Consider the following 22629-nt stretch of genomic DNA (forward strand, 5'->3'; position numbering starts at 1 on the left):
GGGGAAGGGGGATGCTTCAGTAGCCGCGGCGGTTCGGCGGGGCGGCGGAGCGGCCGGCGAGGCGGCGGCTGACGTAGGCGATGACCTTCGGGAGCAGAAAGGCGGTGAGCAGCTTGCGGATCATGGAATGCGTCTCCGATGGGATGGGTTCAGGACCTGGAACGGGACAGCCAGCCGACCGCGAAGGCGACGGCGGCGAGGCCGACCAGGGCGGAGACGCGGTTGTCGTCGGCGTAGCGCGCCGCCTGCCGGCCGTAGGACGATCCGCGCTTGCGGGCGTGGCGGGTGAGATCGCGGCCCTCGTCGATCCAGCGGCCGGCTTGGTCCTCGACCGCGTGGGCGAGGGCGCGCCCGTCGTCGAGAAGGTCCTCGGCCCGGTCGCGGGCGCGGCCGTAGGCGTATTGCGCGCCGCCGGCCGCCTGGTTCACGGCGCCGCGGACCTGGCGGCCCGGGTCGCCGGTGAGGCCGCCGAGCGCGCTCTGGGCACGGCCCTTGAGGTGGCGCGATGCGCCGCGGAACTGGTCGCCGTTCATGGATCTCTCCTGGCTTTCGAAGTATCGGGCGGCGGTCGGGCCCCGGTCGGGTCGCCCGCCGCCGTGCCGGATCAGCGCTTGCCGCCGACCTTGTCGACCAGCGACGACACGCCGTCCTTGGCCTCGCCGACGGTGCGCTGGGCCTCGCCCTTGAGTTCCTGGGCCTTGCCTTCGACCATCAGGCCGTCGTTGCCGGTGACCTTGCCGGCGGCCTGCTTGATGTTGCCGGCGGCCTCGTTGGCGAGGCCCTTCAGCTTGTCGGTGGTGCTGCTCATGGGATGGCTCCTTGCGCGGGAAGGGACGGGTTCGGGGGGGCCGGCCGGTCGCATGGACCGGCCGGTCGTTCGCCGAGCGTCGGGCTGAGCCGAGCTCGAGTTCAGCTGGGACTCGGCTCAGGCGCGGCGGGCGTCGTAGCCGGCGACCAGGGTCGGCGGCTTCGGGGCGCCGAGGCGGCCGCCGAGGAAGCCAGCGAGCGCGCCGAGGATCAGCGCGAGGGCGCCGTAGAACGCGCCCTGCGTGGCCGCGCTGCGGGCGGTCTCGGCTGCGGCGGACGCCTTCTGCTTGGCGTCGGCGAGCGCGGCGTCGTACTGCTTCTCGTAGTTCTGAATCTGCGTCTTGGCCTGGTCGACCGGGATGCCCTGGGCCTTGGCCAGCGCGTCGGCGGCGCGGTTCTCGGCCTGGGCCTTCTGGGCCGGGTCGCCGGACAGCAGGGCACGGACCGCCGAGGCGGCAGCATCGCGCAGGGCCTGCGGGTCCTGGCCGGCCGCCTGCTGGCGCACCGACTTCTCGATCCCGTCGAGCGGGTTCGAGATCTGCGCCAGCGACGGGGCCGCCGCCTGCGCCGCGGTCTTCACGGTGCCGCCGACGAGCGAGCCGGCGCCACCGAGCGTGCTGGTCACGCCCGAGAAGGCGCCGCCGACGAGGCCGCCTGCGGCCGAGGTGAGCAGGTACAGCACGACGAGGGTCGTCACCGCCCAGGCGACGAGGCCGTGCAGGCCGGCAGCCCCCGTGACGGGCTTGCCCGAGAGGCGCCCGGCGATGAGCCCGCCGGCGAGCGAGGCGACGATGCCGGAGCCGACGAACCAGAGGCCGGCGCCGAGCGAGAGGGTCGAGGCGGTCGGGTTGTCGGCTGCCGGGCCGCCGACGCTGGAGAGGCCGACGCCGACGCCGAGCATGTTGAGGATGACCTGGGTCACCAGCGCCGTCGCGGCGCCGGCGAAGATCGCGCCCCACGACACCTGGTTCAGCAGGACGGTTCGGACGTCGGCCGAGGCCGCGGCGGGAGGGGTCGCGAGGAGGGGGGAAGTGGACACGTACGGGTACTCCGGGTCGTCGGTCGTCCGAGAAGCTCGGTCGTTCGAGGGGTCGGTGGGTGGAGGCGGGATGAGCGGCCGCGCGAGCACGCGCGGCCGGGCCGATCAATCGCGGCCGTGGATCAGCAGGCCGAGGCCGTAGCCGAAGAGGCCGGCCACGAGCAGCGCGGCCATCGGGTGCTCGGCGATCCGGCCGGCGGCCTCGCGCCCGCCCTGGCGCAGGGACCGGGCGCCGGTCTCGTAGGCGTCCTCGGCCCGGTCGTAGGCCTTGCCGCCGGCGCTGTGGACGTAGCGCTCGCCGCGCTCGTAGCCGTCCTCGGCGGCGCCCTGCGCCCGGCGCGCGCGGTCCTCGACGTCGTCGGAGCCGACGAGGCTTCCGACCGCGTCGCGCACCCGGCCGCCGATGTCGCGGGCGGCATCGGCGACGTGCTCGGCGGCGTCGCGCACGGTGTCCTTGGCCTGGCCGTAGAGGTTCTCGGCGGAGCCCTGCGCCTCGCGGGCGCGGCCCTCGACCGAGTCCCGCTTCGAGCCGGTGAGGTCGCCGACGGCGCCCTGCACCTTGCCGCCGAATTCCTTGGCGGCACCCGTGACCCGATCCGTATCAACCATGATGTCCGTGTCCTGAGTTAAAAACGTTGCAGGAGATGCGCAGTGTCGTCGATGCTACGTCTTGGGCCCGACGTTCGGTTTCACCGCATCACTCGGTAATTTCTGCTGAGCCTTGCCTTCGGTCTTGGCCTTTTCGTCGCCGATCAACTTGCCGATGGCTTCCTTGACCGAGCCCTTTATCTTTTCCGAAGCCTCGGATGACTTTTGTGCACTCATCGGTGTCTCCGCAGCGACCGAGACGAAGTTCGTTGCCTGAGATGGTCCGCCGATCCGGCGGGACAATGATGCAGACGTACCAGTCGGGCAGTCTTTATTTCTCGGTCGGCGACAGCGGGAACCCGTTGTCCCGCCCCCAGACGATGGCCTCCGTGCGCTTGTGGACGTTGAGCTTCCGGTAGAGCGACGCGGAATGGTTGCGCACCGTGTTCTTGGAGAGGTTGAGCCGCTTGGCGATCGCCTCGTCGCCCTGGCCCTGGCAGATCAGGTCGAGGATCTGGCGCTCCCGGACGGTGATGTTCGGGGCGATGCCGTCCTTGTGGCCGGTCCCCGGTCGCCGGAGGTTGGCGAGCTTCTCGATCAGGCCGCGGCTGAACCAGGAGGTGTCGGCCATCACCGCCTCGACCGCGTCGAACATGTCCCGCTCGCTGCGCTTGCGGTCGGTGATGTCCTGCAGGACGAGCAGGGCGAAGACGGCGTCCCCGATCTCGACGCGCTCGGCCGAGGCGAGGCAATCGAGGTTCGTCCCGTCCTCGTGGCGCAGGCAGACCTCCAGACCGAGCACGAAGCCGGTGCGCAACAGGGCGGTCTCGAACTTGGACCGCGCCGCATCGTGGACCCACAGGCCGAACTCGGCGGGCGAGCGTCCCAGGACGGCGTCGGCGGCGTAGCCGAAGACGCGCGCGAAGGCGTCGTTCACGCCGGTGATCCCGAAGCCGTCGGCGCGCGCGAGCAGGGTCGGCACCGGCGTCAGCCGGAACGCCTTGGCGAAGCGCTCCTCGCTCTGGCGCAGCGCCGTCTCGGCCTTCTTGCGCAGCTCGAGGTCGGCGAAGGTGAACAGCATGCATGGCTCGTCGCCCAGCTCCATCGGCTGGCCGGCGACGATGACGAACCGTGTGCCGCCGTCCGGCAGGTCGAGGCACGCCTCCATCTGCGGGATCGTGGCGCCGGCGTTGAGCCGGTTGACCGCCAGGTCGCGGTTGCGCGCGCCGGCGAGCACGTCGACCTCGTAGACGCTGCGACCGATCACAGCATCGCGGGTGTAGCCGGTCATCTCGAGGAAGCCGGTGTTGACCTTGACGTGACGCAGGTCGGACAGGCGGCAGATCACCGCCGGGGCCGGGTTGGCGTTGAAGGTGGTCTCGAAGCGGTCCTCGGCCTCGAACTGCTCCGAAACGTCCTTGAGGATCAGCGCGAGGCAGCTCGGCGTGCCCGCGTGGTCGGTCGCCACGAGGCTGCGCAGGGAATGGACGAAGTCGACACCGGGCCGGTCGGTGCGCTTCACGTCGACGATGACGTCGTGGAAGCGCTCTCCGGAAACGACCCGCTCCATCGGATACTGGTTCGGGGTGTGGTTGTTGCGGTAGCGCAGGGCGAAGCGCTCGCGGTAGATCTCCACCGTCTCGCCGAGCTCGCCGAGGGATTCGGCGCCGTGCATGGCAAGCGCTGCCGCGTTGGCGTAGGCGATGGTCTGGTCGGGCTCGACCAGGATCACCCCTTCGCTGAGGCCGGCGACGATCTGCCGGAGCTCGTGCCTGTCGACGCCCGCAACCACCCTGCCCACCTTCTCGACCGCAAGAAAACCGAAGCGCGAAACAGCGCCGTCCGCCCGCGGTTCCAGGATTTGTTTTCGGGCGAACTGGTACAGTCGGACGCCTGTGCTGGATGCGCGCCGCCAGCCGCCCCGCCTCATCCTTCAAGGCGTCGCCTGGACGACCGCCTCGACCGGTCGGCCGCGCCTCTCGTCCTTCTCGGCCATCGTCGCGTCTTCGCCCGGCCGCACGAAGATCTGCCCGGGATCGATCAGGCCGGGATCGCGGATCTGGCTCCGGTTGGCGTCGTCGATCACCGCGTACCAGTCGCCCGCGCCGTAGGTGCGCCGGCCGATCTTCCACAGGCCGTCGCCGCGACCTGATCGAGCCGGACCGTGCAGGCCCCCGGCTCGACGCCGCGCCCGCGGCCCGATCCCGACAAGCAGGCCGATGAGCGAAAGCCAGGCCGCGTCCCTGCACCGCGGTCCTCGACGCCGGCCGGCAACGTCAGAACGCGACGAACAGGAGCGGCATGCAAACCGATCGGCAGGCCGCACCATGCCCCGTGGGCGCCGTCGTCGGCGCTCGGCTGTCCCGGCGAACGCGTGCGCCAGGGGCATCGGCGTCGGCGTCGCCCGCGGTCCGAGCGATGCCCGGGACGACGTCGCGATGCCGGGGTTCCGCGGCCGGGCTCGGCGTGAACTGGTATAGCCGGATCATTGACGTGAACGTGATCGATCATCCAGAACCCGGGGCACGAGCCGGACCGTAGAGGGGCAGGCAAAGCGACTTCCTCTACGAACAAAGGACGCCCCCTCCTCATGCACATCAGTACTGCGTCCGAAGAACTCTCGCCGAACGAGGGGTTGCCCCGTCATGTCCAGGACATGATCGGCCGGCGACTGGACGAGCTCTTCCCAGCGGTCGCCGACGCCGACCCCGAGACGAGGCTCGGCCAGGTCCTGCTTCGGCTCAGGGCCGCCCTGCTGGACGCCCAGGCGGAACGGCAGGTCTCGAAGGCCTTCAGCGACAGCCTGATCGCGGCGGTGCCGCGCCTGCGCCGCTTCGCGATGATGCGCACCCGGAGCGCGGCCGAGGCCGACGACCTGGTCCAGGCGACGCTGCTGAAGGCGTGGGAGCACCGCTCCCGCTTCCAGGCCGGCACGAACCTCGTCGCCTGGCTGTTCACGATCCTGCGCAATGCGCACATCAACCAGGGCAAGCGCTACCGGCGCGAGGTCCGCGACGTCGACGGCGCCTTCGCCGCGGCGCTGACGTCGCCGGCCGAGCAGGAGCATCGGATCGGGCTGATCGAGCTGCAGACCGCCCTGGCCGAGCTCCCCGTCGAGCAGCGCGAGACCCTGCTCCTCGTGGTGCTGGAGGGCCTGCCCTACGAGGAAGCGGCCCTCGTCCTCGGGTGCCAGCCGGGCACGGTGAAGAGCCGGGTCAGCCGGGCGCGCGAGCGCCTTTCGCAGATCCTGGGCATCGCGTGAGGGATGCGGCGGCCGAGGGAGCGCGCGAGCCGACGGCCCCGTTCGATCCGACAGCCGCCTCCACGCAGGACCGGGCGGGCGTCGACGGCGACCTCGCGCAAAGTGCGCCCGCGTTGCGAGAAGCCTTCTGAAAGCGGTCGCCCTCGTCTACGGCGGCGCCGCGTTCGGGTTCGGGTTCGGCACGGCGTGCGATCCGTCAGGCCCCCCGGCAAGCAGGCATCGTGACCGTCGGAAGCTCGCGGATCCGCCGCGAGCCCCGACGCCGCTTCACGTTTTCTCGATCTGACCACATCGTCCGTTCCGCGGCGGAGCCGATGCCGCCCCCGGTCGTTCAGGCGATCGGGGCATTCTCCGTTTCCCGTGGATCGATCGCGACGATGCCGAAGGCTCCGCCATGGCTGCTCACGCGCGGCACGCTCGCCGTGTCGGCCATCGCCGTCCTCCTCGCGGCCGCCGCGCTCGCGATCTACCTCGCCCAGGCGACCACGCTGGTCATCGCGGTCGCCCCGCGGGACGGCACCGAGCCCGGGCTGATCAAGGCCTATGCCGACGCCCTCGACGCCGGCGGCGAGAACGTCCGCCTCAAGATCATCCCGTTCGACGACGTCCGCGAGAGCGCTGCGGCGCTCCAGGACGGGCGCGCCGACCTTGCCGTGGTCCGGCCCGACGTCGACCTGCCGACCAACGGCCTGACCCTCGCGATCCTGCGGGACCAGGCCATGATCATCGTCTCGCCGGAGGCGGCCGGGATCGACGACTTCCCCAAGCTCGGCGGCAGGCGCCTCGGCATCGCCGCGCACAAGGACGCCGACTTCTCCCTGCTGAAGAGCCTCCTCGGCTATTACGGCCTCACCCTGGAGACCGAGGTCGCCGGGGCGAAGGTCCCGGCCCATTCCGTCCTGCTCGTCCCGGTCGAGGCGACCGAGGTCGGCACGGCCGTCCAGGCCAGGAAGGTCGACGCGATCGTCAGCATCATCGCCCCGTCGGCGCCGAAGGCCTTGGCCCTCGTCGAGGCGGTGAAGGCCGTCAGCAAGGGCGGCAAGGTCAACTTCGTCGGCGTGCCCGACGACGCCGCCCTCATCGAGCGCTTCCCGCGCCTGCAGGCCGTCACGGTCCCCGGGGGATTGTTCGGCGGCAAGCCCAAGCTGCCGGGCGACGACGTCAAGACGGTCGGCGCCTCGTACCGGCTGATGGCCCGAGCCTCCCTGAGCCGGGTGGTCGCGGCCGACGTGACCCAGCACCTGTTCGAGCTGCGCACCGCCGCGGCCAAGACCAGCGACGCGGCCGAGTACGTGCTGGCGCCGGCCTACGACACGACGGTCGCGGCCACGAGCGCGCGAATCCCGATCCATCCCGGCGCGATCGACTATTACGAGCGCGAGCAGCACAGCTTCGTCGACCGCTACGGCGACACCCTCTACCTGCTGGCGGCCCTGGCCGGCGGCCTGTTCTCGGCCGTGGCCTGGCTCCGCCAGCGGTTGGCCGGCCTGCGCCGCGAACGGATCGATGAGGTGACGGATCGGCTGCTGGCGATCATCGACGAGGCCCCGACCCTGCGCGACCCGGCCGCCATCGAGGCCCTGAACAGGGAGATCGACCGGCTCGCGACGGACGTGGTCCGCTACGCCCGCGAGCGCGCGCCGGAGATGCGGACCATGGCCGCCGTCGGCATCGCCATCGAGACCGCCAAGGCGACCGTGGCCGATGCCCGCAACGCGGTGTCCGGAGGCGACGCCCCCGGCAGCAAGCCGCCCTTCAGGCCGAGGCTTCACCTGGCGGGCGGCGGCGAGGGCTGACGGCGCTTCGCGCCTGCCGAGGATGCCTGAAAGGATGTCGGCGAGACCCCGGCTTCGGCGGCGACGTCACGTCCTCGCGGTCACCGGCTGGCCGGCCGAGCCGAAGCCGCGCTTCGCGCCGGCGCGGTTGACGACGCCGAACCGCAGCACCGCCTGCTCCAGGTAGTCGATCGCCGCCACCAGGTGATCGCGGGCCGCCTCGATCGCCTCGGCCCCGTCCTCCGGCCGGGTGTCGGCGAGCTTCACCGCGGCGATCAGCACGCGGTCGCGCTCGTCCTCGATCCGCCGGTCGCGCTCGACCGAGCCGCGGATCTCGGCATCGAAGGCATCGACCACCGACCACGGGAGGGCGTCCGCGCCGGCAGGGCCGACGAACTTCTCGGCGTGGCGCCGGGCGGCGGCGGTGGCCCGTCGCAGGCTGGAGGCGAGCTCGGCGTCCATGGGGTTGTTCCGATCCTTGTACGCTGCACCGACGGTTTCAGCGCGCGCGCGTTCCCTCCCTACACCCCGACGCGCCGTCATGCAGGCGCCGACCCAAGGCGGAGCCTGACGACGGGATGGCCCTGGGCGGGCGCAACGCGCCCGGCCGGAGCGTCAGGGCAGGGGCGCCTCGCGCGTCATCCAGGCCTCGATCCGGGTGACGTCGGCCTGCGACAGGCCGTGGCCGCCCGGGAGGACCGCGTGCTCGACGCGGGCGCCGGCCGCGGCGAGCAGCGCGGCCAGCCCTGCCGCGTTGTCGCCTGGGACGATCGGGTCGGCCGCGCCCGAGAGCATCAGCACCGGCCGGCCCGAGAGGTCCGCCGGCGCGGGGTCGGACAGCGGCATCATCGCCCGGAGCAGCACGGCGCCCGCCAGCGCCTCGGGGTGCAGCAGCAGCATCGCGGCGGCGATGTTGGCGCCGTTCGAGAAGCCGAGCGCCAACGGCGCCGGAAGCCCGTAGCGCGCCCGCGCCGCGGCGACGAACCCCGCGAGGTCGGCCGCCCGGCGCCGCACGTCCGCAGCATCGAACACGCCCTCGGACAGCCGGCGGAAGAAGCGCGGCATGCCGTTCTCGAGGACCGGCCCGCGCGGCGACAGCAGGGCCGCGCCGGGAGCGACCATGCGACCGAGGGGCAGCAGGTCGGTCTCGTCGCCGCCGGTGCCGTGCAGGAGGAGGAGGGGCCGGACGGGGGCGCGGCCCGGCTCGAAGCGGTGGACGAAGCCGAGATCGGGGTTGGGCATGTTCGGGCTCCCAAAGCGTGGGGCAGGACGATCCCGCCCCGCATTCGCGCGGGGCGGGACGACGGATCAGGCGAGGTCGGGCAGCGCGGCCGCGATCCGCGCCCGGTGCGGCTCGAGGCCGGCGGGCAGCTTCAGGGCGCTGCCCAGGGTGGCGAGCGGCTCGTCGACGGTGAAGCCCGGCACGTCGGTCGCGATCTCGAACAGCACGCCGCCGGGCTCGCGGAAATACACCGAGCGGAAGTACTGGCGGTCGCGCTGCTCGGTCACGGCGAGGCGTTGGTGGGTCGAGAGCCGCTCGACCATCGCCGCCTGGGCCGCGTCGTCGGCCGCCCGGAAGGCGATGTGGTGCACCGATCCGGCCCCCGGCCGCCCGCTCGAACGGTCGGCCGCTGTGGCGAGCGTCACGAATCCGCCGGCCGCCGCGCTGCCGGCGTAGCGGATCGATGCGCCGTCGCGTGCGGCCTCGCGGAACCCGAGGCCGTCGGTGAGGATCGCGGCCGTCGGGCCGGCCTCGGCCAGGAGCAGCGTGACGCCGTGAAGGCCGCGCAACGCGTGCTCGGCCGGCACGTCGCCGCCTTCACAGGTCGGCGCCGGGCCGGCCTCCTCGACGCCCACCAGGGCCAGCCGCATGCCGTCGGGATCGCGGAAGCGCAGGGTTGGCTCGCCGAACGCGCTCGACGGCGCCTGGTGGTCGACATTCATCGCGACGAAGCGGTGGACCCACCAGCCGATCGAGGCCCGCGGCACCCGGAAGGCGGTCTCCTGTGCCTCGCCGACCCCGACGCGGCCGGCGGCCGCATGCGCGATCGGGAAGAAGGTCAGCAGCGTGCCCGGCTGCCCGGCCTCGTCGCCGTAATAGAGATGGTAGGTGCCCGGGTCGTCGAAGTTGACGGTCGTCTTGACGAGCCGCAGCCCGAGCACGCGGGTGTAGAAGTCGCGGTTGCGTGCCGCCGGGCCGGAAAAGGCGGTGACGTGGTGGAGGCCGATCTCGGACATGAGGCTTCTCCTGCCTGGCGCCCTTGGGCGTTGGTGATGGACCTCACTTGAGGATTGCGCCGTCCGATTGAAATCGAAACGATGGAAACGCATCGTTTCTGATTTTACATCGAACGGTCCGCCCGCCTTCCGCGACCTTCGGCGTGGCCGGGCGACGCTCCGGCTGCTATGGCGGGGCGTTCGACACGCGGGGAGACGGCGAATTTCCGACGATGCATGGGCGACCGCGCTGGGGCTGCTCGCGGTCCTCGTCCTGGTGCTGGCCAACGGGTTCTTCGTGGCGGCGGAGTTCGCCCTGGTCTCGGTACGCCGGAGCCGCGTCGCCGAGCTCGTCTCCGAGCGGCGCGCGAACGCGACGGCGCTGCAGCGGGCGACCGACCGCCTCGATGCGCATCTCGCCGCGACGCAGCTCGGCATCACCCTGTCGTCGCTGGCGCTCGGCTGGGTCGGCGAGCCGGCGCTCGCCCACCTGATCGCGCCGGCGGTCGACGGGCTGCCGCTGTCGCTCGGGCCGGTGGCCGCCCACTCCATCGCGGTGGCGATCGCCTTCGCCCTGATCACGTCGCTGCACATCGTGCTCGGCGAGCTCGCGCCCAAGAGCCTCGCCCTCCAGCGCAGCGAGCGCACCGCGCTTGCGGTGGTCCGCCCCCTGGCCCTGTTCCTGTTCGTGTTCCGGCCGGCGATCCTGTTCCTCAACGGGCTCGGCAACGGCGTGCTGCGGCTGTTCGGACTCCAGCCGGGCCACGGCGAGGGCTCGCTGCACTCGACCGCCGAGCTCAACCTGCTGATCCAGGCGAGCCAGGAGGCCGGCCTGATCCGCGAGGTTCAGCAGGAGGCGGTGGAGCGGATCTTCGCCATCGGCGAGCGCCGGGTCAGCGACATCATGACCCCGCGCCACGAGGTCGAGTGGGTCGACGCCGACGCGGAGCAGGAGGCGATCCTCAAGGCCATGCGCGCCTGCGGGCACGCCCAGGTGGTGGTCAGCCGGGGCCAGGTCGACGAGCTCGTCGGCGTGGTCCGCAAGCAGGACCTGCTCGATCAGGTGCTCGACGGGCGGGCGATCGACATCGCCTCCGCGACGCAGGCGCCGATCGTCGTCCACGAGAGCATGACGATCCTGGCGGTGCTGGAGACCTTCCAGAGCCAGCCGATGCGCATGGCCGTGGTCGTGGACGAGTACGGCACCCTGGAGGGTATCGTCACCCAGACAGACCTGCTGGAGGCGATCGCCGGCGACATCCCCGAGCCCGGCGAGGAGCCCGACGTGGTCGAGCGGGCCGACGGCTCGCTCCTGATCGACGGGATGATCCCGGCCCGCCAGGCGTTCGAGCGGCTCGGGCTCGCCGAGCCGCCGGATTCCGACGACTTCACGACGCTGGCCGGCTACGTGATCTACCAGCTCGGCCGCATCCCTGCGGCGGGCGACGCCTTCGAGGCCGGCGGCTGGCGCTTCGAGGTCATCGACATGGACGGGCGCCGGATCGACAAGGTGCTGGCCTCCCGCGCCACCGCGTAGCACACCGGACGCCCCGGCCGAGGCGGCGGGGTGGGAGGCGAACCCCGACATGGCCGACGGCCCCGAGATCCCGATGCCCGGCCGCGCCGCGCCGCCCCGCACGGCCCCGCCGGCGGTCGGCCTCGCCGAGGCCGTCCCCGTCTGGGGCCGCATCGCCGCGCTCTCCTTCGGCGGCCCGGCCGGGCAGATCGCGGTGATGCATCGCATCCTGGTCGAGGAGCGGCGCTGGATCTCCGAGGACCGCTTCCTGCACGCGCTGAACTTCTGCACGCTGCTTCCGGGGCCGGAGGCGCAGCAGCTCGCGACTTATATCGGCTGGCTGATGCACGGCACGCGCGGCGGGCTGGTCGCGGGCGGCCTGTTCGTGCTGCCGGGCCTCGTCGCGATCATGGCGCTGAGCTGGGTCTACGCGCTGTCGGGCAACGTCGGCGTCGTCGCCGGCCTGTTCTTCGGGTTGAAGGCGGCGGTGCTGGCCATCGTCGCCGAAGCGGTGCTCCGCATCGGCCGGCGCGCCCTGAGGAGCGCACCGATGGTCGCGCTGGCGGCGGCCTCGTTCGTCGCGCTGTTCCTGTTCGACCTGCCGTTCCCGCTGATCGTCCTGGCCGCGGGCCTCGCCGGCTATCTCGGGGGCCGGGCCGGCCTGCCGCAGTCCCGGGTCGGCGGCGGCCACGGAGCGGCCGGCAGGACGGATGCCGGACCGTACCTCATCGGCGACGCGGCGCTGCCGCAGGAGCGGGACGCCCCCGCGCGCACGCTCCTGACGGCGGTTGTCTGGGCCGCGCTCTGGCTGACGCCGGTCGCGGCGATCGTCGCCATCCTCGGGCCCGACAACGTGTTCGGGCAGATCGCCCTGTTCTTCTCGAAGATGGCGATGGTGACCTTCGGCGGCGCCTACGCGGTGCTGGCCTACGTCGCCCAGCAGGCGGTCGGGCAGTTCGGCTGGCTCCGGCCGGGCGAGATGCTCGACGGGCTCGGCATGGCCGAGACGACGCCGGGGCCGCTGATCATGGTCACGCAGTTCGTCGGCTTCCTCGCCGCGTTCCGCAATCCGGGCAGCCTGCCGCCGCTGCTCGCCGGCACGCTCGGGGGCCTGCTCACCACCTGGGTCACCTTCGCGCCGTGCTTCCTCTGGATCTTCGTCGGCGCGCCCTACGTCGAGCGCCTGCGCGGCGACCGGGCGCTGGCCGGCGCGCTCTCGGCGATCACGGCGGCGGTGGTCGGGGTGATCCTGAACCTCGCGGTCTGGTTCGCGCTGCACACGCTGTTCGCCCGCCTCGAACCCGTCGCCCTCGGGCCGATCCGCCTCGAGCTTCCGGTGCTCGCGAGCCTGAATCCGTGGGCGCTCGTCCTCGCCGTCGCGGCGCTCGTCGCCGTGTTCCGGCTCAAGGCCGGCGTGATCCCGACGCTGGCGGCCTGCGCGGCGGCCGGCATCCTCCTGCACCTCGCCGGCCTGGTCGGATAGGCTGCGCGCGCGTCGTGGGGAACCGCGCCGCTGCGAAGGCGGCGACGCGGCTCAGGTTCACGCGCGCCGGCGATCACCAGCGATGATGCCAGCCGCCGTGGTGGCCGCCCCATCCGCGATGGCCGCCCCATCCGCGGTGCCAGCCGCCCCAGCCGACGTGACGGTGGCCGCCCCAGCGATGCCAGCGCGGGCCGTAGGCGAAGCGCCGGTAGCCGTAGAAGGCGGGGCGATGCACGAAGCGACGGTAGACGAACGGCCGGTAGCCGAAGTTCGGGCGGCAATAGCCGTAGAACCCGCGGTGGAATCCGGGGCCGCAGCCGTCGCGGGCCTCGGCGACGCCGGCGCTCGCGCCGACGAGGCCGAGGGCGACGATCCCCGCCGCGACCGGGGTGGTGATGAACGATGCCTTCATGGAATCCTCCTGTGACGGGTGAGGGCCGGCGGCACGCCGCCGGCATCGGTCGTTCGTGACGGGTCGTCAGAAACGGTTCGGCCGGCAGCGTCGGCCGGCCGGGCCGATGTGGAAGCCCGGCGGGCACGAGCGGCCGCGGACGTAGCCGCCGGCCTGCCCGCCGGGTCGGCAGCCGCCGTAGGGTCCGCGATGGCCGAACGGGCCGCAGCCGCCGTAGACCTGGACGATGGTCGCGTCCGGGCCGGCGAGCCCGGGGAGGGGAAGCGCCGAGGCCGGGGCGGCCGCGGCCAGGGTGCCGGCCAAGCTGCCGGCGAGGATGCAGGCGCCGAGACGTCGTCTCACCATTCGAGTCTCCTGGACATGGAAGGCGCGGCCCGTCCGGCCGCACCGGGATCTTCCGGGTTCGAACCCCGGAAACAGGGGATCAGGCGAGGAGGTCGCGCATCGGCGCGACGCCTCCGCTGCCCGGGAAGACGGTGTCGGCCAGCGCCCGGTCGGGGAGGCCGAGATGGTCGCGCAGGACGCCCTTCAGCACGGCGCGCAGGTCCATGGTCGGGCGCAGGTCGCGGCCCTCGAGCAGGGCCGCGGGTGCGAGGCCCGGCCAGTCGGCGACGACCCGCCCGCCGGCCACCGCGCCGCCGGCGAGGAAGGCGGCCGCCGCGGTGCCGTGGTCGGTCCCGTCGGTGCCGTTGGCGTGCGCGGTGCGGCCGAACTCGGTGGCGACCGCGACCACGGTGTCGCCCCAGGCGGGGCCGAGCTCCGCCTTCAGCGCCGCCAGCGCGTCGTCGAGCGCCTTGAGGAGGTGGGCGAGGTGGCCCGAGGCCGGCCCCTCCGCGGCATGGGTGTCCCAGCCGTCGAGCGCCAGGGTCGCGATCCGAGGCCCGTCGGGGCGGGCGAGCATCCGCCCCGCCGCCGCGGCCAGGGTGGCGTAGATGCGGCCGGGACCGCCGACCGCTTGCCCCCCCTCCGGCAGCATCGCGTCGAGGCGATTGCTTTCGGTCAGCGCCGCCAGCAGGGCCGGATCGCGCTCGCCGTAGAGGCGCTCCAGCCGCATCACCGTGTCGTCGAGCGGCGCGCGCAGGTTGCCGGGCGACCAGCTCATCACCGGGGCGGGCCCGCGCATCACCAGGGGCACCGTCGCGCCGCAGGCGAAGAGGTCGCGTCCGCGGGCCGGGCCGGCGGACGGCAGCAGGGCCGCCGCGCGATTGAGCCAGCCGGTCCCGCTGCCGTTCGGGCTCGGGGTGCCGTTCTCCAGGACGTCCTGCCCGTCGAAATGCGAACGCTCGCGATAGGGCGTCGCCACCGCGTGCAGCATCAAGGCCTCGCGGGCATCGAATAGCCCCTTGAGGAACGGCAGGTTCGGGTTGAGGCCGAACAGGCCGCCGAGCGGCAGCGCCGCGCCGGCGCCCGACGCCGGCAGCGCCAGCGGGCCGCGCAAGGCGGCATAGGCCGGATCGCCGATCGCCGGGAGGAAGGCGAGACCGTCGAGCGCGCCGCGCAGGATCACGAAGACGAAGCGCGGGTCGCGGGTCGCGGCCGAAGCGATCCGCGGCATCAGGCCGGCGGCCGCGAGCGTCGAGCCGGCGGCGAGCAGGCCGCGACGGGTCGGCAGGCTGCCGCAGGTCGGTGGGTTGAGCCGCATCGCGCTATCTCCGCTGGAATTCCGGGCTCATCAGGAGCAGGGCAAGGCCCTGCGCCCCGGTCTCGGCCCGGGCGATCTCGCGCCGGGTCGGCGCGGAGAGCAGCGGACCGAACGCGTCCTCGGCGAGCGCGACCGGGTTGCCGGCGGGCGGCGCCCGCTCGCAGGCTTCGGCGGCCCAATCGATCCGGGCCTTGAAGGCGTGCGGCGCGAGCCATTCGGCGGCGGCGTCCGGCCAGCCGCGGGGGCTCGGCGGCGCGAAGGTGCGCTGCCCGAAGGCGGCGAGCGCCCGCGGCACGCGGCCGTCGCGTCGGTCGGCACCGGGGACGAGCCGGAGCGCGCTCAGCACGAACTCGTAGGGCGTCTTGAACTTGCGCGGCGCCGGCTCCCACGCCTCCGGCGTCGCGACCAGCGCGGCGGCCATCGCGGCGAGATCGCCGTCGCCGTCGCGATAGGCGGCGGCGAGCCGCGCCACCGCGCCCTCGGGCGGATCGTCGGCGATGAAGTGGATCGCGAGCTTGCGGGCGAGATGGCGGGCCGTCGCCGGATGGCGCGCGAGCGCGTCCAGCACCGCGTCGCCCTGCTCCAGGCCGCCCGGTTCGTAGGTCCGGCCGAGGATCGTCGCCGGGCCGGGCTCGTGCCGGCTCGCGGCGAACAGGAAGCGCCCGGCATCCGGCCGGTCGGCCCGCGGCGGCACCCAGCCCCGGCCGGTGAGAACCCCGGCCAGCGCCGTGACGTCGGCCTGGCCGTAGCCGCCGTCGACGCCGAGCGTGTGCAGCTCCAGCGTCTCGCGGGCGAGGTTCTCGTTGAGGCCGAGGCCGCGCCGTGCCCCGGCCGGGGAGCCGGGGCCGACGGAGCGCTGATTGTCGAGGTAGACCAGCATCGCCGGGTGGCGCTGCACCGCCCGCAGCATGTCGGCGAAGCGCCCGAGCACGTGCGGGCGGATCGCCTCGCGCTCGAAGGCGCCGGCCAGCACGCGGACCGGCCCCTTGTCGCTCGAGACCGCGAAGTGGTTGGCGAAGAAAAGCGCCAGCCGCTCGACGAAGCCGGCCTCCGTCGCCGCGCCGTGCGCGAGCCGGGCCTCGACCTCGGCGCGCTCGATGGTTCGCCGGACCTGCCCGGGGTCGGCGGACGGCGGAGGCGCGGGCTGGGGGGGCGCAGCCGGCATCGAAGCGGGTTCGGCCGCCGCCCGGTCCCGCTTGGCGTTCCGGGCCTGCGCGAGGCTGCGAGCCGCCGCATCGGACGGCAGGAGCGCGGGATCGTCGATCAGGGCCGCCGCGGGCTGGGACAGCTGCGCGGCGAGCCATCCGCGGGGATCGCCGGCGATGCGGGCGGTCTCGCCCGGCCGTGCGCCGATCCCGAACCGGTTGAGTGCAAGGACCGCATCCGTGGTCATCGCTTCGATCCCTCGCGGCGCGCCGAACCGGCGGCCTGGATCGGACCTTCGCGCCCGCCTGTCGCGCAACGATCCCAGGTTCGAAGACTTTCTTGCCGAGCTGTCGCAGGCCCGGCGGGCGGTTACATCTTGCGACATTGTTTCCGCGCGGTCCGGCCGGCTCGGCCGCTAGGATCGGCCGGCGGAAGGCCCGACGACGAAGGCTCGACGACATGGACGCTGCCCACCTGCTGGTCGTCGACGACCACCGCGACATCCGCGATCCGCTGGCCGCCTACCTGCGCCGGTACGACCTGCGGGTGAGCGTGGCGGCCGACGCCGCGGCGGCGCGGGCGATCCTCGGCACCAGCGCCATCGACCTCGTCGTCCTCGACGTGATGATGCCCGGCGAGGACGGGCTCTCGCTCTGTCGCCACATCCGCGAGGTGCACGACACGCCGGTGATCCTGCTGACGGCGATGGCCGAGCAGACCGACCGCATCGTCGGGCTGGAGATCGGCGCGGACGACTACGTGACCAAGCCGTTCGACCCGCGGGAGCTGCTCGCCCGGGTGAAGAACCTGCTGCGCCGCGCCGCCGCCCTGCCGCGCGAGCGCGCCGAACCCGGTGCGCGGCGCCTCGCCTTCGACCGCTGGATCCTGGATAGCGACCGGCGCGAGCTCGTCGACGGGGCGGGCGAGGCGGTCGTGCTCAGCACCGCGGAGTTCCGCCTGCTCGCCGCGCTGGTGCGGCGCCCGCGGGTGGTGCTGTCGCGCGACCAGCTCCTCGACCTGACGAGCGGCCGCACCGCCCAGGCCTTCGACCGCAGCATCGACAACCAGGTCAGACGGCTTCGGCGCAAGCTCGAGCGCGACCCGGCCCATCCCGAGCTGCTCAAGACGGTGTGGGGCGGCGGCTACGTCTTCGCCACCGACGTGCGGGAGGTCCGGTGAGCCGCCTCGTGCCGCGCTCGCTCGTCTGGCGGCTGGCGCTGCTCCTGGTGCTGGCGGTGGTGGCCGCGCAGGCCGCGGCCTTCGCGATGTTCGCGAGCGAGGCGACCCGCGTCGGGCGCGCCGCCGGCCGCACCCAGGTGATCGACCGCATCGCCATCCTCGTCCGCCTGCTCGACACGGTGCCGGCGGACGCGGTCCCAGGAACCATCGCGGCCTTCAACTCGCCCAGGCACCACTTCTCGATCGGCCCGGCGAGCCTCGTCCCCGACGGGGCGATGGACGCCGACGAGGCCCGGCTGGCGCACGGCCTCGATCGCCGCCTGCAGGCGGATGCGACCGAGGCGCGCCTGCTCCTGGTCAAGCGCGACTCGGTCAGGCGCGACGTCGCCGACGTCGCCGACGACCCGCCGGCCGAGGGGCGCCGGGCCAAGCCGGAGGCGCTCCAGGTCTCGGTGCACCTCGCCGACGGGCGCTGGCTCAACGGCGAGGCGCCGGTCGCGCTGCCGACGCCGCCCTGGATGCGGATCGGCCTGTTCCAGATCGCCGCCAGCGTCGTCGCCGTGCTCGCCGTGGTCGGTCTCGGGCTGCGCGGGGTGGTCGGTCCGGTGACAGCCCTGGCGCAGGCCGCCGAGGAGGCCGGGCGCGGCACGATGGTCGCGCCGTTGCCGGAATCGGGCCCCGCGGAACTGCGGACGATGACGATCGCCTTCAACCGGATGCAGGCACGGCTCCGGGCCTACGTCGACGATCGCACCCGGATGCTCGCCGCCGTCAGCCACGACCTGCGCACGCCGATCGCCTCGCTGTGGCTGCGCGCGGAGATGGTGGAGGACGAGGACCTCCGCGCCGGCATGGTGCGGACGCTGGGCGACATGAAGCGGATGGTGGAGGCGACGCTGTCCTTCGCCCGCGACGACGCCGCCTCGCAGGCGAGCGGCCCCCTCGACCTCGCCGAGCTCGCCCGCACGCTGGCCTCGGACCACGCCGCGCTCGGCCGCGACGTCACCCTGTCGGCCCCAGAAGCCCTTCCCTTCGCCGGCCGGCCCGACGCCCTGAGGCGGGCGCTCGACAACCTCGTCGAGAATGCGGTCCGCTACGGGCGACGTGCGCGCCTCGCGCTCGATCGCGACGGCGCGGACGTGCGCATCCGGGTCGAGGACGACGGGCCGGGCATCCCTGCCGACCGGGTCGAGGCGATGTTCGAGCCTTTCGCCCGGCTCGACGATTCGCGCAGCGACGAGACCGGCGGCACCGGCCTCGGGCTCGCCATCGCGCGCTCGGCGATCCGCGCGCATGGTGGTGAGATCCGGCTGCACAACCTGCCGCAAGGGGGCCTGCGCGCGGAGGTCGTCCTGCCCGGGGCGGGACGCTGACGCCGGTCGCGGCGTTCAGCCGGTCTCCGGCGCCGCGCGCATGAAACCGAAGTCGCAGCCCGCGTCGGCCTGCTCGACCGTCTCGTAGAGCAGGCGCGCGTAGCCGCGGGCGGCCCAGGCCGGGCGCTCGGCCGGACCCGCCTCGGACCGGCGCCGCTCCAGCTCGGCGTCGTCCACTAGGAGATCGATGCGACGGGCCGCCGTGTCGAGGCGGATGCGGTCGCCGGTGCGGACGAGCCCGAGCGAGCCGCCGTCGGCCGCTTCCGGGGTGACGTGCAGCACGATCGTGCCGAAGGCGGTGCCGCTCATCCGCGCATCGGAGATGCGGACCATGTCCTTCACCCCAGCGGCGAGGATCTTCTTCGGGATCGGCAGGTAGCCGGCCTCGGGCATGCCGGGCGCCCCCTTGGGGCCCGCGTTCTGCAGGACGAGCACGTCGTCGGGGCCGACGTCGAGGTCGGGGTCGTCGATCCGCGCGGTCATGTCGGGGATCGAGGCGAACACCACCGCGCGGCCCTCGTGCTGGAGCAGCGCCGGGCTCGCGGCGCTGTGCTTGATCACGGCGCCCCGCGGCGCGAGGTTGCCGCGCAGCACCGCCATCGCGCCCAGCGGCTTGATCGGGTTGTCCCGCGACCGGATCACCGTCTGGCCCGGGACGTCCTCGGCCGCCGCGGCCACGTCGCGGAGCGTCCCGCCGGCCACCGTCCCGGCGTCGAGGTCGATCAGGTCCCCGAGCTGCGCCATCAGCTTCGGGACGCCGCCGGCATGGTGGAAATGCTCCATGTAGTGGTCGCCGGACGGCTTCAGGTCGACCAGCACCGGCACCGCACGGCCGAGCCGGTCGAAGGCGTCGAGGTCGATTCCGTGCGGCGTGCGGTTGGCGATGGCGGTGAGGTGGATCAGCCCGTTGGTCGAGCCGCCGATCGCCTGGAGCACCACCTGCGCGTTGCGGAACGCGTCCGGCGTCAGGAGCTCGCTCGGGCGGGGACCGCCCAAGACCGCCATCTCGGCGGCGCGCCGGCCGCTGGCCTCGGCGAGCCGGATGCGCTCGGCGTGCGGCGCGGGGATCGTCGCCGACATCGGCAGCGACAGGCCGAGCGCCTCGGCGATGCAGGCCATGGTGCTGGCCGTGCCCATCACCATGCAGGTGCCGACGGAGGGCGCGAGCCGGCCCTCCACGGCGGCGATCTCCGCCTCGTCGAGCTGGCCGGCGCGGTGCGCGCTCCAGAGCCGGCGGCAATCGGTGCAGGCGCCCAGAACCTCGCCCTTGTGGTGGCCCACCACCATCGGCCCGGTCGGGATCACCACCGTCGGCAGGTCGGCGCTGGCCGCGGCCATGATCTGAGCCGGAAGCGTCTTGTCGCAGCCGCCGATGACGATCACCGCGTCCATCGGCTGGGCGCGGATCATCTCCTCGGTCTCCATCGCCATCAGGTTGCGCAGGAACATCGAGGTCGGGTGCGCGAAGCTCTCGTGGATCGAGATGGTGGGGAACACCATCGGCATCGCGCCGGCGAGCATGACACCGCGCTTGGCCGCCTCGATCAGCGCCGGCACGTTGCCGTGGCATGGATTGAAGTCGCTGGCCGTGTTGGTGATGCCGACGATCGGCCGGTCGAGGGCGTCGTCGGAATAGCCCGCCGCCTTGATGAAGGCCTTGCGCAGGAACAGCGAGAACCCGGCATCGCCGTAGCTGGTGAGACCCTTTCGCAGACCCTTGCTCATCGTGCCGTTCCTCGCTCCGATCCAGGTTCACACACTCGGCGGCTCGGTTTCGGATCGGGGGCCGACCGGCTCCCTCTCCCATGGGAAGAGGATTGAAGTGAGGGGCGTGACCTCTCCGGAAAGCTCACGCCCCTCATCCTGTCCTTCTCCCCATGGGAGAAGGGACCCGCGCCATGTCACGGCTCCCAAGCGCCGTGTGCGCCCACCTCCGCGCGCGCACCGTCAGCCGTCAGCCGTCAGCCGTCAGCCGTCAGCCGTCAGCGTTCCAGCGCGGCCGGGTTCACGAGGTTCCGCGGCCGCTCGCCGGACAGGATCCTGAGCATCTCCTCCACCGCCCCGAGGCCCATCGCGCGCAGACTCGTGGCGGTGGTTCCGGCGACGTGCGGCGTCAGCAGCAGGTTCGGGCAGGCGTGGAGCGGATGGTCGGGCGCCAGCGGCTGATGCTCGAACACGTCGAGCGCCGCGCCGCCGAGCCGGCCCGCGTTCAGCGCCGCCACCACCGCATCGGTCACGACGATCGGCCCGCGGGCGACGTTGATCAGTACCGCACCCGGGCGCATCTGCCCGATCAGCGCGGCGTCGACCAGCCCGCGCGTGGCGTCGGTGAGCGGGCAGGCGATCACCACCGCGTCGCTGCCCGAGAACAGCGTCGCGACGTCCACCGGCTCGACGAGCCCGCCATGGTCCGACGCGGTCCGCGACGCCCCGAGCACGCGCAGGCCGAAGCCGTGGCGGGCGATTCCCGCGACGCGGCGGCCGATCTCGCCCATCCCGAGGATGCCGAGCGTGGTGCCGCCGATCTCGGCGAGGTCATTGGCGCGGGTCTTGGCCGCGAGCCAGCCGTCCCGGCGCAGGCCGGCATCGACGTCGGCGAGCCGCCGCCGCAGGGCGAGGAGGGCGGAGAGGACGTACTCGGCCACCGCCCCGGTGTTGCTGCCGGGCAGGTTCGCCACCGGGATCCCGCGGGCAGTGGCGGCCGCCAGCGGCACGAAGTCCAGCCCGACGCCGTGGCGGACGATGCCGCGAAGCTTCGGCGCGTGGTCGAGGATGTCGTCGGGCAGCTGCGCGCGCACGATCATCCCGGCGGCGTCGGGGGCGAGCGCCCGCAGGGAGGACGCCGCCGTGTCGGGGGCGACGACGACGCGGGCATAGGGCGCCAGCATCGCGACCGCGTCGGGGTGGATCGGGTTGGTGAGGAGGACGAGGGGCAGGGGGGGCAAGGAACGGCCTTTCTCGCCTTGGGCAACTCAGCCCGTGAAGCGCGCCAGCGTGACCGCCGTGTCACCGTAGGTCCGCCGTTCCAGGTCCGTGAACCCCGCCGGCAGAGCGACGACCGCGTCGGCGGATTCCTCGATCACCACCAGGGCGTCGGGCGTCAACCAGCCGCCCTGCGCGGCCGCCGTCAGCGCTGCGGGCGCCAGGTCGCGGCCGTAGGGCGGATCGCAGAACACCAGGGAGAAGCGACCGGTGGTGCCCGAGGGGCCGAGCTTGGTCGCGTCCCGCCGGAACAGGCGGGTGCGCCCCTCGGCGCCGAACTGCTCGATGTTCTCGCGGATGACGCCGCGCGCCTCCGCCCCCTCGTCGACCAGCAGCGCGTAGGCCGCGCCGCGGGACAGCGCCTCGAAGCTCAGCGCGCCGGTGCCGGCGAACAGGTCGAGGATGCGGGCGCCCGGCACCGCGTCGTCGTAGGCGTGGGCCAGAACGTTGAACAACGCCTCCCGCAGGCGGTCCGAGGTCGGGCGGATCGCGTCGGAGCGCGGGGTGGCGAGGCGCCGGCCGCGCCAATCCCCGCCGACGATCCTCACCGCCCGCCGCGGCCGGGCGGACGGCCGCCGCCGGGCCGACCGCCGGGCTTCGCACCGAACCCGCCGGACGGCTTGCCCCCGAACCCGCCGGGCTTGCCGCCCGCCGGACGACCGGCCCCGCCGCCGGGTCGGCCCTGGCCGCCCTTGAACCCGCCCTCGCCGCGCGGCTTGAAGCTGCCCTCGACGCGGCCCTTGTAGCCGGTCTCGCGCTCGCCGCCGGGCTTGCCGCCGAAGCCGCCCGACGGCTTTCCGCCGAAGCCGCCGGGCTTCGCACCAAATCCGCCGGGCTTGCCGCCGAAGCCGCCGGGTCGATCGCCCGGCTGCCCGGCCGGCTTCTTGCCCTGGTAGCCGCGCCCCTCCGGGCGGGCGCCCTCGGCGCGGCCGCCGTCCCGGCGCTCGCCCTGGTACCCGCGCGATTCACCGCGGTCGCCGCGCGGGCGCTCGCCGGCCTCCTGCCCGCGGAACCCCGTGCCGCGATCGCTGCGCGGGGGCCCGCGATCCGCGCCCTCGTTGAAGCGCGGGGTGTAGGGCCGCTCCGGGCGGGCGCCCGCCGAGGAGGCGCAGCCGCAGCGCCGCTACGCCCGCGACGAGAACGGCGCGAAGCCGCAGCGCCGGCGCGACGACCGCGACGCGGGCGCCCGCCCGGAGCGGCCCTACACC

23 protein-coding genes are annotated in these 22629 nt (G+C 73.6%); 6 read left to right on the forward strand and 17 right to left on the reverse strand.

The features are described 5' to 3' along the window. Positions 1 to 149 precede the first annotated feature (149 nt). The 7 genes from FV227_RS21180 to FV227_RS21210 all read right to left on the reverse strand — a co-directional run bounded on the left by FV227_RS21180 (position 150) and on the right by FV227_RS21210 (position 4823). A complete protein-coding gene (locus FV227_RS21180; RefSeq protein WP_147859831.1) occupies positions 150 to 533 on the reverse strand; it encodes a CsbD family protein in 384 nt (127 codons plus the stop codon). 71 nt (positions 534 to 604) lie between these two features. Next, positions 605 to 808: a CsbD family protein gene (locus FV227_RS21185; RefSeq protein WP_147859832.1), complete on the reverse strand. Its 204-nt coding sequence runs from the start codon at positions 806 to 808 to the stop codon at positions 605 to 607. A 117-nt stretch (positions 809 to 925) separates the two neighbouring features. Continuing rightward, positions 926 to 1846 carry a PhnA-like protein gene (locus FV227_RS21190; RefSeq protein ID WP_147859833.1) on the reverse strand — a complete coding sequence of 307 codons (921 nt, stop codon included), beginning with the start codon at positions 1844 to 1846 and terminating at the stop codon, positions 926 to 928. Between the two features lie 105 nt (positions 1847 to 1951). Then, on the reverse strand, positions 1952 to 2455 hold the full coding sequence (locus FV227_RS21195) for a CsbD family protein (RefSeq protein WP_147859834.1): 504 nt from the start codon (positions 2453 to 2455) through the stop codon (positions 1952 to 1954). 54 nt (positions 2456 to 2509) lie between these two features. Then, on the reverse strand, positions 2510 to 2671 hold the full coding sequence (locus FV227_RS21200; RefSeq protein WP_147728511.1) for a CsbD family protein: 162 nt from the start codon (positions 2669 to 2671) through the stop codon (positions 2510 to 2512). A gap of 94 nt (positions 2672 to 2765) precedes the next feature. Further along, the gene (locus FV227_RS21205) at positions 2766 to 4226 is read right to left on the reverse strand and encodes a helix-turn-helix transcriptional regulator (protein ID WP_147728512.1); all 1461 of its coding nucleotides are present in this window, start codon (positions 4224 to 4226) and stop codon (positions 2766 to 2768) included. 141 nt (positions 4227 to 4367) lie between these two features. Further along, on the reverse strand, positions 4368 to 4823 hold the full coding sequence (locus FV227_RS21210) for a hypothetical protein (RefSeq protein ID WP_147859835.1): 456 nt from the start codon (positions 4821 to 4823) through the stop codon (positions 4368 to 4370). A 201-nt stretch (positions 4824 to 5024) separates the two neighbouring features. Between FV227_RS21210 and FV227_RS21215 the strand changes: the two genes are divergently transcribed. Next, the gene (locus FV227_RS21215) at positions 5025 to 5696 is read left to right on the forward strand and encodes a sigma-70 family RNA polymerase sigma factor (protein WP_187274894.1); all 672 of its coding nucleotides are present in this window, start codon (positions 5025 to 5027) and stop codon (positions 5694 to 5696) included. A gap of 377 nt (positions 5697 to 6073) precedes the next feature. Then, entirely contained in the window at positions 6074 to 7492 is a 1419-nt protein-coding gene (locus FV227_RS21220; protein WP_147859836.1) for a TAXI family TRAP transporter solute-binding subunit, read from the forward strand. A gap of 66 nt (positions 7493 to 7558) precedes the next feature. Here FV227_RS21220 and FV227_RS21225 read toward each other — a convergent pair whose 3' ends face one another. The 3 genes from FV227_RS21225 to FV227_RS21235 form a co-directional block, all read right to left on the reverse strand. Beyond that, the gene (locus FV227_RS21225; protein WP_147843253.1) at positions 7559 to 7933 is read right to left on the reverse strand and encodes a hypothetical protein; all 375 of its coding nucleotides are present in this window, start codon (positions 7931 to 7933) and stop codon (positions 7559 to 7561) included. 153 nt (positions 7934 to 8086) lie between these two features. Beyond that, positions 8087 to 8713 (reverse strand): alpha/beta hydrolase, encoded by a 627-nt coding sequence (locus tag FV227_RS21230; RefSeq protein WP_147859837.1) that lies wholly within the window; start codon positions 8711 to 8713, stop codon positions 8087 to 8089. A 66-nt stretch (positions 8714 to 8779) separates the two neighbouring features. Continuing rightward, positions 8780 to 9709, reverse strand: coding sequence for a ring-cleaving dioxygenase (locus tag FV227_RS21235; RefSeq protein WP_147729098.1), 930 nt, complete (start codon positions 9707 to 9709; stop codon positions 8780 to 8782). Positions 9710 to 9962: 253 nt separating this feature from the next. On the opposite strand from FV227_RS21235, the gene FV227_RS21240 reads away from it, so the two are divergent. After that, positions 9963 to 11225 (forward strand): hemolysin family protein, encoded by a 1263-nt coding sequence (locus FV227_RS21240; protein ID WP_279593214.1) that lies wholly within the window; start codon positions 9963 to 9965, stop codon positions 11223 to 11225. A gap of 73 nt (positions 11226 to 11298) precedes the next feature. Beyond that, on the forward strand, positions 11299 to 12687 hold the full coding sequence (gene chrA / locus FV227_RS21245; RefSeq protein WP_147859844.1) for a chromate efflux transporter: 1389 nt from the start codon (positions 11299 to 11301) through the stop codon (positions 12685 to 12687). Between the two features lie 73 nt (positions 12688 to 12760). On the opposite strand, the gene FV227_RS21250 is transcribed toward chrA, so the two are convergent. The 4 genes from FV227_RS21250 to FV227_RS21265 all read right to left on the reverse strand — a co-directional run bounded on the left by FV227_RS21250 (position 12761) and on the right by FV227_RS21265 (position 16134). Beyond that, the gene (locus tag FV227_RS21250) at positions 12761 to 13099 is read right to left on the reverse strand and encodes a hypothetical protein (protein ID WP_147843250.1); all 339 of its coding nucleotides are present in this window, start codon (positions 13097 to 13099) and stop codon (positions 12761 to 12763) included. A gap of 66 nt (positions 13100 to 13165) precedes the next feature. After that, positions 13166 to 13444 (reverse strand): hypothetical protein, encoded by a 279-nt coding sequence (locus tag FV227_RS21255; protein WP_147859838.1) that lies wholly within the window; start codon positions 13442 to 13444, stop codon positions 13166 to 13168. Between the two features lie 79 nt (positions 13445 to 13523). Next, entirely contained in the window at positions 13524 to 14741 is a 1218-nt protein-coding gene (locus tag FV227_RS21260; protein ID WP_147859839.1) for a DUF1501 domain-containing protein, read from the reverse strand. Between the two features lie 4 nt (positions 14742 to 14745). Continuing rightward, positions 14746 to 16134 (reverse strand): DUF1800 domain-containing protein, encoded by a 1389-nt coding sequence (locus tag FV227_RS21265; RefSeq protein ID WP_147859840.1) that lies wholly within the window; start codon positions 16132 to 16134, stop codon positions 14746 to 14748. A gap of 212 nt (positions 16135 to 16346) precedes the next feature. On the opposite strand from FV227_RS21265, the gene FV227_RS21270 reads away from it, so the two are divergent. Continuing rightward, positions 16347 to 17066, forward strand: a complete 720-nt coding sequence (locus FV227_RS21270) for a response regulator (protein ID WP_147859841.1) — start codon at positions 16347 to 16349, stop codon at positions 17064 to 17066. Beyond that, positions 17063 to 18439 (forward strand): ATP-binding protein, encoded by a 1377-nt coding sequence (locus FV227_RS21275; RefSeq protein ID WP_147729470.1) that lies wholly within the window; start codon positions 17063 to 17065, stop codon positions 18437 to 18439. Before FV227_RS21270 ends, FV227_RS21275 begins: the two co-directional genes overlap by 4 nt. 15 nt (positions 18440 to 18454) lie before the next feature. Here FV227_RS21275 and FV227_RS21280 read toward each other — a convergent pair whose 3' ends face one another. From FV227_RS21280 to rsmD, 3 genes are all read right to left on the reverse strand, one after another. Then, the gene (locus tag FV227_RS21280; RefSeq protein WP_147859842.1) at positions 18455 to 20164 is read right to left on the reverse strand and encodes an IlvD/Edd family dehydratase; all 1710 of its coding nucleotides are present in this window, start codon (positions 20162 to 20164) and stop codon (positions 18455 to 18457) included. Between the two features lie 257 nt (positions 20165 to 20421). Continuing rightward, complete coding sequence (locus FV227_RS21285; RefSeq protein ID WP_147729468.1) at positions 20422 to 21384, reverse strand: NAD(P)-dependent oxidoreductase; 963 nt, start codon at positions 21382 to 21384, stop codon at positions 20422 to 20424. A 27-nt stretch (positions 21385 to 21411) separates the two neighbouring features. Then, a complete protein-coding gene (gene rsmD, locus FV227_RS21290; RefSeq protein WP_348643786.1) occupies positions 21412 to 22386 on the reverse strand; it encodes a 16S rRNA (guanine(966)-N(2))-methyltransferase RsmD in 975 nt (324 codons plus the stop codon). Positions 22387 to 22629 lie beyond the last annotated feature (243 nt).

Source organism: Methylobacterium sp. WL119, assembly GCF_008039875.1.
In the GTDB taxonomy this organism is placed as follows: Bacteria; Pseudomonadota; Alphaproteobacteria; order Rhizobiales; family Beijerinckiaceae; genus Methylobacterium.

Bases quoted from the DNA above. Each gene is read 5' to 3' on its own strand.
- FV227_RS21180 (WP_147859831.1), bottom strand. From the start codon at position 533: ATGAACGGCGACCAGTTCCGCGGCGCATCGCGCCACCTCAAGGGCCGT.
- FV227_RS21195 (WP_147859834.1), bottom strand. From the start codon at position 2,455: ATGGTTGATACGGATCGGGTCACGGGTGCCGCCAAGGAATTCGGCGGC.
- FV227_RS21280 (WP_147859842.1), bottom strand. From the start codon at position 20,164: ATGAGCAAGGGTCTGCGAAAGGGTCTCACCAGCTACGGCGATGCCGGG.
- FV227_RS21185 (WP_147859832.1), bottom strand. From the start codon at position 808: ATGAGCAGCACCACCGACAAGCTGAAGGGCCTCGCCAACGAGGCCGCC.
- FV227_RS21210 (WP_147859835.1), bottom strand. From the start codon at position 4,823: ATGCCCCTGGCGCACGCGTTCGCCGGGACAGCCGAGCGCCGACGACGG.
- FV227_RS21255 (WP_147859838.1), bottom strand. From the start codon at position 13,444: ATGGTGAGACGACGTCTCGGCGCCTGCATCCTCGCCGGCAGCTTGGCC.
- FV227_RS21230 (WP_147859837.1), bottom strand. From the start codon at position 8,713: ATGCCCAACCCCGATCTCGGCTTCGTCCACCGCTTCGAGCCGGGCCGC.
- FV227_RS21260 (WP_147859839.1), bottom strand. From the start codon at position 14,741: ATGCGGCTCAACCCACCGACCTGCGGCAGCCTGCCGACCCGTCGCGGC.
- FV227_RS21265 (WP_147859840.1), bottom strand. From the start codon at position 16,134: ATGACCACGGATGCGGTCCTTGCACTCAACCGGTTCGGGATCGGCGCA.
- FV227_RS21270 (WP_147859841.1), top strand. From the start codon at position 16,347: ATGGACGCTGCCCACCTGCTGGTCGTCGACGACCACCGCGACATCCGC.
- chrA (WP_147859844.1), top strand. From the start codon at position 11,299: ATGCCCGGCCGCGCCGCGCCGCCCCGCACGGCCCCGCCGGCGGTCGGC.
- FV227_RS21250 (WP_147843250.1), bottom strand. From the start codon at position 13,099: ATGAAGGCATCGTTCATCACCACCCCGGTCGCGGCGGGGATCGTCGCC.
- FV227_RS21235 (WP_147729098.1), bottom strand. From the start codon at position 9,709: ATGTCCGAGATCGGCCTCCACCACGTCACCGCCTTTTCCGGCCCGGCG.
- FV227_RS21215 (WP_187274894.1), top strand. From the start codon at position 5,025: ATGCACATCAGTACTGCGTCCGAAGAACTCTCGCCGAACGAGGGGTTG.
- FV227_RS21225 (WP_147843253.1), bottom strand. From the start codon at position 7,933: ATGGACGCCGAGCTCGCCTCCAGCCTGCGACGGGCCACCGCCGCCGCC.
- FV227_RS21220 (WP_147859836.1), top strand. From the start codon at position 6,074: ATGCCGAAGGCTCCGCCATGGCTGCTCACGCGCGGCACGCTCGCCGTG.
- FV227_RS21200 (WP_147728511.1), bottom strand. From the start codon at position 2,671: ATGAGTGCACAAAAGTCATCCGAGGCTTCGGAAAAGATAAAGGGCTCG.